Source organism: Butyricicoccus sp., from assembly GCF_050872565.1.
Lineage (GTDB): Bacteria > Bacillota > Clostridia > Oscillospirales > Butyricicoccaceae > Butyricicoccus_A.
Map to the genome: position 1 here is coordinate 1 of NZ_JBNMHC010000064.1, position 8,476 is coordinate 8,476.

Annotated in this window: 10 protein-coding genes; all 10 read right to left on the bottom strand. The window is 53.0% G+C overall.

Annotated features, from left to right (window positions below; all coding sequences use genetic code 11):
• The coding region (gene leuS, locus ACR0P9_RS04355) for a leucine--tRNA ligase (protein ID WP_432617674.1) at positions 1-1,346 on the bottom strand (1,346 nt) is incomplete at its 3' end.
• Between the two features lie 36 nt (positions 1,347-1,382).
• Positions 1,383-1,739: a ribosome silencing factor gene (gene rsfS / locus ACR0P9_RS04360; protein WP_432617676.1), complete on the bottom strand. Its 357-nt coding sequence runs from the start codon at positions 1,737-1,739 to the stop codon at positions 1,383-1,385.
• Between the two features lie 42 nt (positions 1,740-1,781).
• A complete protein-coding gene (locus ACR0P9_RS04365) occupies positions 1,782-2,894 on the bottom strand; it encodes an LCP family protein (RefSeq protein ID WP_432617678.1) in 1,113 nt (370 codons plus the stop codon).
• Between the two features lie 16 nt (positions 2,895-2,910).
• Positions 2,911-3,489: a bis(5'-nucleosyl)-tetraphosphatase (symmetrical) YqeK gene (gene yqeK / locus ACR0P9_RS04370; protein WP_432617680.1), complete on the bottom strand. Its 579-nt coding sequence runs from the start codon at positions 3,487-3,489 to the stop codon at positions 2,911-2,913.
• A gap of 38 nt (positions 3,490-3,527) precedes the next feature.
• Positions 3,528-4,106: a nicotinate (nicotinamide) nucleotide adenylyltransferase gene (nadD, locus tag ACR0P9_RS04375; RefSeq protein WP_432617682.1), complete on the bottom strand. Its 579-nt coding sequence runs from the start codon at positions 4,104-4,106 to the stop codon at positions 3,528-3,530.
• Between the two features lie 14 nt (positions 4,107-4,120).
• Positions 4,121-4,420 (bottom strand): YhbY family RNA-binding protein, encoded by a 300-nt coding sequence (locus tag ACR0P9_RS04380; protein ID WP_432617684.1) that lies wholly within the window; start codon positions 4,418-4,420, stop codon positions 4,121-4,123.
• A gap of 4 nt (positions 4,421-4,424) precedes the next feature.
• Complete coding sequence (rdgB, locus tag ACR0P9_RS04385) at positions 4,425-5,021, bottom strand: RdgB/HAM1 family non-canonical purine NTP pyrophosphatase (RefSeq protein ID WP_432617686.1); 597 nt, start codon at positions 5,019-5,021, stop codon at positions 4,425-4,427.
• The gene (rph, locus tag ACR0P9_RS04390; RefSeq protein ID WP_432617688.1) at positions 5,018-5,743 is read right to left on the bottom strand and encodes a ribonuclease PH; all 726 of its coding nucleotides are present in this window, start codon (positions 5,741-5,743) and stop codon (positions 5,018-5,020) included. The genes rdgB and rph overlap by 4 nt, the downstream gene beginning before the upstream one ends.
• On the bottom strand, positions 5,743-6,705 hold the full coding sequence (gene ftsY, locus ACR0P9_RS04395) for a signal recognition particle-docking protein FtsY (protein ID WP_432617690.1): 963 nt from the start codon (positions 6,703-6,705) through the stop codon (positions 5,743-5,745). Before ftsY ends, rph begins: the two co-directional genes overlap by 1 nt.
• 2 nt (positions 6,706-6,707) lie before the next feature.
• Complete coding sequence (locus ACR0P9_RS04400; protein ID WP_432617692.1) at positions 6,708-8,333, bottom strand: DUF6020 family protein; 1,626 nt, start codon at positions 8,331-8,333, stop codon at positions 6,708-6,710.
• Positions 8,334-8,476: the final 143 nt, after the last annotated feature.

Genomic DNA, 8,476 nt, shown 5'->3' on the forward strand with positions numbered 1-8,476 from the left:
ACCGGAACCCAGCCGCACTTCTCACACTTGACCAGCGGAATCGGCTCGCCCCAGTAACGCTGACGAGAGAATACCCAGTCACGCAGCTTGTAGTTGACCTTGGCATGGCCGACCTTCTTCTCGGTCAGGAACTCCGTGATTGCCTTCTTTGCCTCGTCTACGGTCATGCCGTTGAGGAAGCCGGAGTTAACCATGATGCCGGTTGCGCAATCGGTAAAAGCTGCTTCCTGTACATTGCCGCCCTTGACAACCTCGATGATCGGCAGGTCAAATGCCTTGGCAAAATCCCAGTCGCGGTCATCGTGCGCCGGTACTGCCATGATGGCACCGGTGCCGTAGCTCATCAGAACATAGTCGGAAACGAAGATCGGAATCTCCGTGTTGTTTACCGGATTGATGGCGCGAACGCCGTCCAGCTTTACGCCGGTCTTTTCCTTGACCAGCTCGGTGCGCTCGAAATCAGACTTGCGTGCTGCTTCCTCGCGGTATGCGCGAACAGCGTCGATATTGCTCAGCTTGTCTGCCCACTTTTCAATCACCGGATGCTCCGGAGAGATAACCATATACGTTGCGCCGAACAGGGTATCCGGACGAGTGGTATAAATGGTCAGGGTGTCGCCTTCTGTGGTCTGGAAGTCAACTTCCGCACCGGTGGAACGGCCGATCCAGTTCTTCTGCTGGGTCTTGACGCGCTCGATGTAATCGACATCATCCAGATCGTCAATCAGACGCTGTGCGTACTCGGTGATCTTGAGCATCCACTGGCTCTTATCCTTGCGGATAACCTCGCTGCCGCAGCGCTCACAAACGCCGTTGACAACTTCTTCGTTTGCCAGCACGCACTTACAGCTGGTGCACCAGTTTACTGCCATTTCCTTCTTGTATGCCAGACCCTTCTTGAACAGCTGCAGGAAGATCCACTGGGTCCACTTGTAGTAGCTCGGGTCAGTGGTGTTGATCTCGCGACTCCAGTCAAAGGACAGACCCAGTGCCTTGAGCTGGCTCTTAAAGCGAGCGACATTGCGCTTGGTAACCTCTGCCGGATGCACGTGGTTCTTGATGGCAAAGTTCTCGGTCGGCAGACCGAAAGCGTCCCAGCCCATCGGGTACAGCACGTTATAGCCCTGCATACGGCGCTTTCTCGCGACAATATCCAGAGCGGTGTAGGAACGCGGATGGCCTACATGCAGGCCAGCGCCGGACGGATACGGAAATTCAACCAGCGCATAAAACTTCGGCTTGGTATAATCCGTTGTTGCAGCAAAAGCCTGCTTGTCATCCCAAGCCTTCTGCCACTTTGCTTCAATGGATTTAAAATCGTATTTTTCCAATGTTATGGCTCCCATCTTACAATTTGATCTATGCGAAAAAATATGCAGTATTTACAGCTCTTCCAGCGGAATCGCGGTCGCATCCTTCCACAGCTTTTCCAAGCCATAGAATTCGCGCGCCGACTCCAAAAATACATGGACAAGGGCGAAGCCGTAATCCAGCAGGATCCAGCTTGCGGAATCGTGTCCCTCGACGTGATGCGGCATCACGTCATAGTCGGTCTTGAGCTTAAACTCTACCTCGTCTGCCAGCGTCTTGACCTGCGTGGTGCTGGTTGCGCTGCAAATGACAAAGTACTCCGCGATAGAAGTCAGGTCTGCTACCTTGAGCACCTGAATGTCTTCCCCGCGCTTGCTGTCCATGGCGTTGACCATGGCCTTGACATAATCTCTTGTCGTATTCGGCATACGTGTATCTCCTTTATCTGCCGCATGGCAGAACCGTTCTATTTATTCCTCGTCTGACACAGCAGCACTGCCGCTGTCGCGTTTCTCAGCCTTCTTTTTCGCGTTTTTATAGGTCTGGTAGCGCAGTGCCTTTTCCTGTCTCCAGTCCTCGCTGTAAATGCCATACGTGTTCGGGGTAACGATGTCAAAATCGTCCTCCGTCAGCTTGTAGGTATACGGGTTGAAGTTCTTGTTGATCTGGTCGATAATCATATCTTCATCGAGAATGTAGAACCAAATATCCAGACCAAAATTGACGCGGGCAGAGTCGCCGTACAGGGTCTCCATGTCTACGTCCTTCTTCATGTCCATCTTCATGCCCTGCATTCCGATCCAAAGAATCTGAGAGGTAGTCAGGTCTGTTTTGACGTTCTCCGTCACCGCCGAGGCGATTTCCGGAATTTTAAAGATATTGCTCGGCTGCAGCACCGTTCCGCCAACCGTCACAAGAAAATCCTGCAGCTTGGTCACGCGGCCAATATCGCCGTCATCGTATCCCGTGCCGTCGTCGTTGTGACGCCAGCGCAGATATTCGACAACCTGCTTGCCGTTCAGGTGCTGCTTGCCCTTTTTAAATTCAATGGAAAGATCCTGTGATGCATCATGATAAGACATATCAAACGGGATGTTGTAATCCACGCCGCCAACAACGTCGACAATTTTCGCAATGGCATCGAAATTCGCAACCAGATACTTGTCCGGTCGGAAACCGATCACTGTACTCACTTCGTCCAGCATTTCATCTACGCCATACGCATACGCCGCGTTGATTTTTCGGCCGGAACCCGTGCGGTCGCAGTCCACCAGCGAGTCGCGCGGAATATTGATGATATTCGCTTTTCTGTTTTTCGTGTCAAACACGAGCACCATCATGGAATCCGTGCGTTTTTCCTCTTCATCCGTCGCGCAGATGAGAAGCGAAAACACGCCCTCTCGACGGTTTGCCCCGTTGACGACAATTGCCGAGCCTTGATCGACATTTGCCCCGTTTCCTGTAATTGCTCCGGATGCATTGATCCAGAAACAGAAAGCAAAATATCCACCTATACAGACAGCCGCCGCGATAATCAACCCAGTTAGTACGCGACTGAACCGTTTGTTATGCTTTTTGTTCATACACCACTCGTCCTATTCATTCGTTCAGCTCCTGCATCTGTCCGATCAGCCAGTTCCGTGCACGCACGGTGTCCAGCTGAATCAGTTTTCCCCGCTGTACCAGCTCACGCAGAGACGCATTCATTCCATACAACAGTGCCTGATCCAGATTGCGGGCTGCCAGCTTGCGAGCGGTCTTTACGCCCTCAAACGTGCGGTTTTCTTCTATGTAATCCGCCATATAGACGATCTTATCCAGCAGATTCATCTCGGCGCAGCCGGTCGTATGATAAGCAATCGCATGAACGACATCATCCGGTGCGTCGTAGACATCCTTTGCAATGGCAGCCGCTGTTTTGCCGTGCAGCGTCTTCCATTCTGTTTTTTCAACATCATTGGGTATTATACCGTATTTTTCGCACAAGTTCAACTGCTCTTCCTGAGAAAAGTTCTTGGTAATGTCGTGCAGCAGCATGGCAAAGGCACATTTGTCTTCGTCTGCGCCGTATTTCTGTGCAAGCATTCTCGCAGCCTTCTCGCAGCCGAGCGTGTGCTTCAGCCGGTAGCCTGACAGGCGGGAAAGGATATCTCGTCTTGTCTCATCTGTATAAAGCATGGTTATCCTCCGTTCTGTATCTGTGACCCCACATCTATTTAAAAATAGAGATGATGCTGGTCTATGTACGCAAAAACCGTTGCGGGAACCATTTCGCGGCATCGCTCCCGATCAGCACGAATTTCCGTCGACGAGACCGGCAGCGCGGGGCAATCAATGATTTCCACCTGTGCCTGCCATGTTTCCTGCAGCCACGCCGCCTTTTGTGCAATCGCACTGCGGTCATGTTCGTCCCGCGCGATGACAACGAGATGCGCGAGCTGGCAGATGTTCTCCGGCTCCCGCCAGCGGTCAAAGCTCAAAAGCATATCGGTTCCCATAATAAAATACAGGGTGCTGTCCGGATAGGTCTCTTTGAGTCGGCGCAGCGTATCCACGGTATAGCTTCGTCCGCCGCGCGTCAGCTCCATGTCTGTGACTTCCGCGTGTGGAATCTCCTGTGCCATGCAGCGTGTCATGTCTAACCGCTGGGCACTCGTCGCCGAGTGCTCCGGCATGGTCTTGTGCGGCGGAATGTTGTCCGGAATGAGCAGCAGGCGGTCAAAATGCAGAGCCTGCACCGCCTGCTGCGCCGCGTGAAGATGTCCATTGTGCGGCGGGTTAAAGGTCCCGCCCATAATGCCGATCCGCATCATGCGTTCGGGTCAATGTGACGGTTTTCCGGCTCGCGTGCCACGCGGAAGATGACGGTCTTGGTGCCAATGCACTGTACCGGTTCTGCGTCCAGTGCCTCGCACAGCTCCGCCTGCACCTCCTTGGTGCTCATCATAGCGGTCTCCAGAACCTTGATCTTCATCAGCTCATGCTTTTCCAGCACCTCTTCGGTCTGTGCAATGACAGCATCCGTGATGCCCTCCTTGCCGATGAGTACGGTGTCGTTCAGTGTGTTTGCCATTGCGCGCAGGCGCGCACGCTGTTTGCTTGTCAGCATATGTTTATTCTCCTTCTTCAGCATATTGTTTGAGCGCACTGCCCAGCGCGGTAAAGGCGCGTGCGCGGTGCGAAATTGAATTCTTTACATCGGATGCCAGCTCACCGAACGTGCAGCCGTATTCCGGCACACAGAAAATCGGGTCATAGCCAAAGCCGCCGGTTCCGTGCTCTTCGCTCAGAATCGTGCCGCGGCACTGACCGCGCACGGAAAGCTCTCGTCCATCCGGAAAAACGCACGCCGCCACGCAGACAAACTGTGCGCCACGCTCATCCTCTGAAACCGTCAGCATTTTCTCGATGAGCAGCTGGTTTTTCTCATGGGCACTGACATTCGGGCCTGCCCAACGAGCAGAATGAATGCCCGGGAAGCCATCCAAGGCATCGACGACCAGACCGGAGTCATCGCCGACTGCCGGCAGACCGGTTGCCTTGCACACCGCCCGCGCCTTGATCTTTGCGTTTTCCTCGAAGGAATCGCCGTCTTCTTCAATTTCCGGAAAATCCTCCGGAATCGGCTCGACTTCGATGCCAAACGGCGCGAGAATGTCGGTCACTTCTTGAATCTTTCCCTTATTATGTGACGCGAGTACGATCTTCATCCGATCTCACCCGTAATCTTTCTCTGTTCGCGGCACAGCTTGCTGGTTCCGCGGCGTGCCAAGCTCATCAGCTTGTTCAGCTCTTCCTTGGTAAACGGACGGCCTTCTCCGGTGCCCTGAATCTCTACAAACTCTGCCTTTTCCGTCATGACGAAGTTTGCATCAACAATAGCATGAGAGTCTTCTGCATATGCCAGATCCAGAATCGGTTCGCCTTCCCAAATACCGGCAGAGACTGCGGATACCTGACCGGTCAGCGGCATCTTGGCAATCACGCCTTCATCCACCAGCTTCTTGCACGCCAGCCAAAGCGCAACATAGCCGCCGGTAATAGACGCACAGCGCGTGCCGCCGTCTGCCTGAATGACATCACAGTCCACGGTAATCTGTCTCTCGCCCAGGGCTTCCATGTCTGTCACGGCGCGCAGGGAGCGGCCAATCAGACGCTGAATTTCTGCGCTTCTGCCGTTGAGCTTGAGCTTGGAAATATCGCGGCGGTTTCTCGTGTTGGTCGCACGCGGCAGCATGTTATATTCTGCCGTAACCCAGCCCTTGCCGGTTCCCTTGACATGCGGCGGAACGTTTTCCTCTACCGATGCGTTGCAGATCACCTTGGTATTGCCCACGGAAATAAGCACGGAACCTTCTGCATACATCGTATAGTCCTTTACAATTTTTACTTTACGCATCTCATCGTTGCGTCGTAAATCCGGTCTTGCCATTAGTCTTCTTCTCCTTCCGATTCTTCCTCTATCTCATCTGTTTCATCCAATTCTTCTACCGGCAGCAATGCCTCGACAAACGCCTTGCGCTCAAACGGCATCAAGTCGTCAATGCCCTCACCGACACCGACATACTTAACCGGCACGCCGAGTCCGGCGGAAATCGCTACGACAATACCGCCCTTGGCGGTGCCGTCCAGCTTGGTCAGCACAATGCCCGTCAGCTTTGCCACTTTATTGAACTGTTCTGCCTGCGAAACGGCATTCTGTCCCGTCGTTGCATCCAGCACCAGCAGCGTTTCCCGGCTGCTGTCCGGCAGCTCGCGCGTAATCACGCGGTCAATCTTATTCAGCTCATTCATCAAATTCGCCTTGTTGTGCAGGCGTCCGGCTGTATCCACAATAATCACATCGCAATTGCGCGCCTTTGCCGCAGCAATCGAGTCAAACACGACTGCTGCCGGGTCGGCGCCTTCGCCGTGGCGCACAATATCTGCACCGGCGCGCTTGGCCCAAATTTCCAGCTGGTCTGCTGCTGCCGCACGGAAGGTATCCGCTGCCGACAGCATGACGCGCATTCCCTGTGCCGTGTACGATGCCGCCAGCTTGCCAATCGTTGTGGTCTTGCCCACACCGTTGACACCAATGACCAGAATCACTGCTGGCTTTTTGGAAATGTCCAGTCCGCTGTCCTCCTGCATCATCTCGCTGAGAATCTCGCACAGCACACTGCGCAGCTCTTCTTTTGTGTTGATGTGTTGATGCTTGGCGCGGTCACGCAGCTCATCTACTGCACGAGATGCCGTCGATGCACCGAGATCCGCCAGAATCATCGCTTCTTCCAGCTCTTCCAGCAGGTCTTCGTCCACCTTGACGAACGCCGCCATGACATCGCCAATCGACTCGCTGACTGCATCACTGGTCTTTTTCAATCCCTGTTTGATTTTATCAAAAAATCCCATGATTATTTTTCCTCCTGTTTCTTTTTCTCTGTCATCCATGTCGGAAGCACGGGAATCAGCGGAAATGCCGACAAAAGCAGATACGCATACCGTACACCAAAGGCAACCGGTGCCGCCAACATCAACGTGATCCACAGCAATGCTCCCGGTGCAAGCACCAAAGCCAGCGTATACGCTCTGCGCCGCAGCAGCAATGCCAAGCACAGCAGCCACAACGCAAACAGCGTGCCAATGCTCATATGCAGCTGCAAGTTTCCTTGGATCTCGCTGAGCAGCGTGCCGCCCGGCAGACGCTGCAAAATATCAACAGTATGCAGCCCATATCCGTCCCATTCCTCTCCCTCAGAGATGCCGGATACTAAATCGCCATAGCTGTTGCGCGATCCAATTTTCCAGTAACCAAAGGTCTCCAGACAATAGGCTTTGATGTAAGCCGGAAAATTTTTCAAACACATGGTTCCCCAGCACTTGAGCAGGTGAACCGTGTTTTGTTTTAAATAATAATTATCGAAATGTCCATAATCCCATTTGATGGAATCGACCAGACACGGTGTGTATACCCGCCGGTATTCTTCTTCCGGCAGCAGCGTTGTCACCGCTTCGCGCTCCGTGTCATTCATCTCTCCGTCATGCGTGACGACATACGCCATCTGCTGAATCGGCACGCCAAGCGACTCCACAACAGAATCTTTTTCTACGCCGCAAGCGGTATAGATGGGACCTGTGACGATACACGAAACGACAATCGCGCTCAGTGTCACCAGACACACGCGCTTTGCCTGTCTGCGATAGACAATCAGCAGCAAAACCAGCAGTCCCGCTGCGATATACAGTCCATTATTGCGGAAAAAGATTGTGCCGAGCAGCAGCAACATCCACTTCGCCAAATATGCTTTGCTCTGAAGCACTTTTCCCTGCGACTGCGCGGCATCCACGAGCTGCATGGTCAGCAGCAGCAAAAATACCGTAAACAGCGGATCCTTCCACATGACAACCGCATTCATCGCGAACGTCTGCGGAATCACGAAAAAAAGCAGCGATGCGATGATATACCAGCGTCTGACACCTTTGCTGTCCAACCAAGTCAGAAAATACGCATAAGCTGCCGCCATCAGCAGATACTGCGTCAACGAATAGAGAAAGACGCCAAGCATCAAGCTGCCGACTGCCGCGCCGATTTTGATAAAAATCGCTACGAACAGCGTGTACACAACCGGAAAATGATTAGAAATCGCCGCATCTCCCAGTGCCTGCTCAATCGAGCTGAACGAATCTCCGAGTACAGAACCCGGAAAATCTTTTAGAAAAAACGGCAGCCAACACAGACACAGCACCGCAAAGCACACGGCAAACAGCTTTTTGTTGAACGTCTTGTGCTGCATCGGACGGGAAATGGCATCATACAGCCTGTCCAGTGCGAGCAGCAGCACGAACGTGCCCACTGCCGCCAGCGCGAACACCGCCAAATCCGTCCATGCAAAATCATCAAAGGTGTTCTGCGTGTAGCTGGCGTGTACATCCCCGCTGAAATGAATCTTTCTGCCGAGGCTTATCATCGCGCCGAACATCAGTGCCGCTAGGATAAACGGCCACAGCATCTTTTTCTGCTTTGTTTGTTGCATCTGCATATCAGAAATCATGCCTTCTTTTTTTCATCAGTTTTTGTCCACATCGGGAGCAGCGGAATCAACGGAAATGCCACCAAAAGCAGGTAGACATATCGCATACTAAACGCAACCGGTGCTGCCAGCATCAACGTAATCCACAAAAA

Bases quoted from the DNA above. Each gene is read 5' to 3' on its own strand.
- rsfS (WP_432617676.1), bottom strand. From the start codon at position 1,739: ATGCCGAATACGACAAGAGATTATGTCAAGGCCATGGTCAACGCCATG.
- ACR0P9_RS04365 (WP_432617678.1), bottom strand. From the start codon at position 2,894: ATGAACAAAAAGCATAACAAACGGTTCAGTCGCGTACTAACTGGGTTG.
- yqeK (WP_432617680.1), bottom strand. From the start codon at position 3,489: ATGCTTTATACAGATGAGACAAGACGAGATATCCTTTCCCGCCTGTCA.
- nadD (WP_432617682.1), bottom strand. From the start codon at position 4,106: ATGGGCGGGACCTTTAACCCGCCGCACAATGGACATCTTCACGCGGCG.
- ACR0P9_RS04380 (WP_432617684.1), bottom strand. From the start codon at position 4,420: ATGCTGACAAGCAAACAGCGTGCGCGCCTGCGCGCAATGGCAAACACA.
- rdgB (WP_432617686.1), bottom strand. From the start codon at position 5,021: ATGAAGATCGTACTCGCGTCACATAATAAGGGAAAGATTCAAGAAGTG.
- rph (WP_432617688.1), bottom strand. From the start codon at position 5,743: ATGGCAAGACCGGATTTACGACGCAACGATGAGATGCGTAAAGTAAAA.
- ftsY (WP_432617690.1), bottom strand. From the start codon at position 6,705: ATGGGATTTTTTGATAAAATCAAACAGGGATTGAAAAAGACCAGTGAT.
- ACR0P9_RS04400 (WP_432617692.1), bottom strand. From the start codon at position 8,333: ATGCAGATGCAACAAACAAAGCAGAAAAAGATGCTGTGGCCGTTTATC.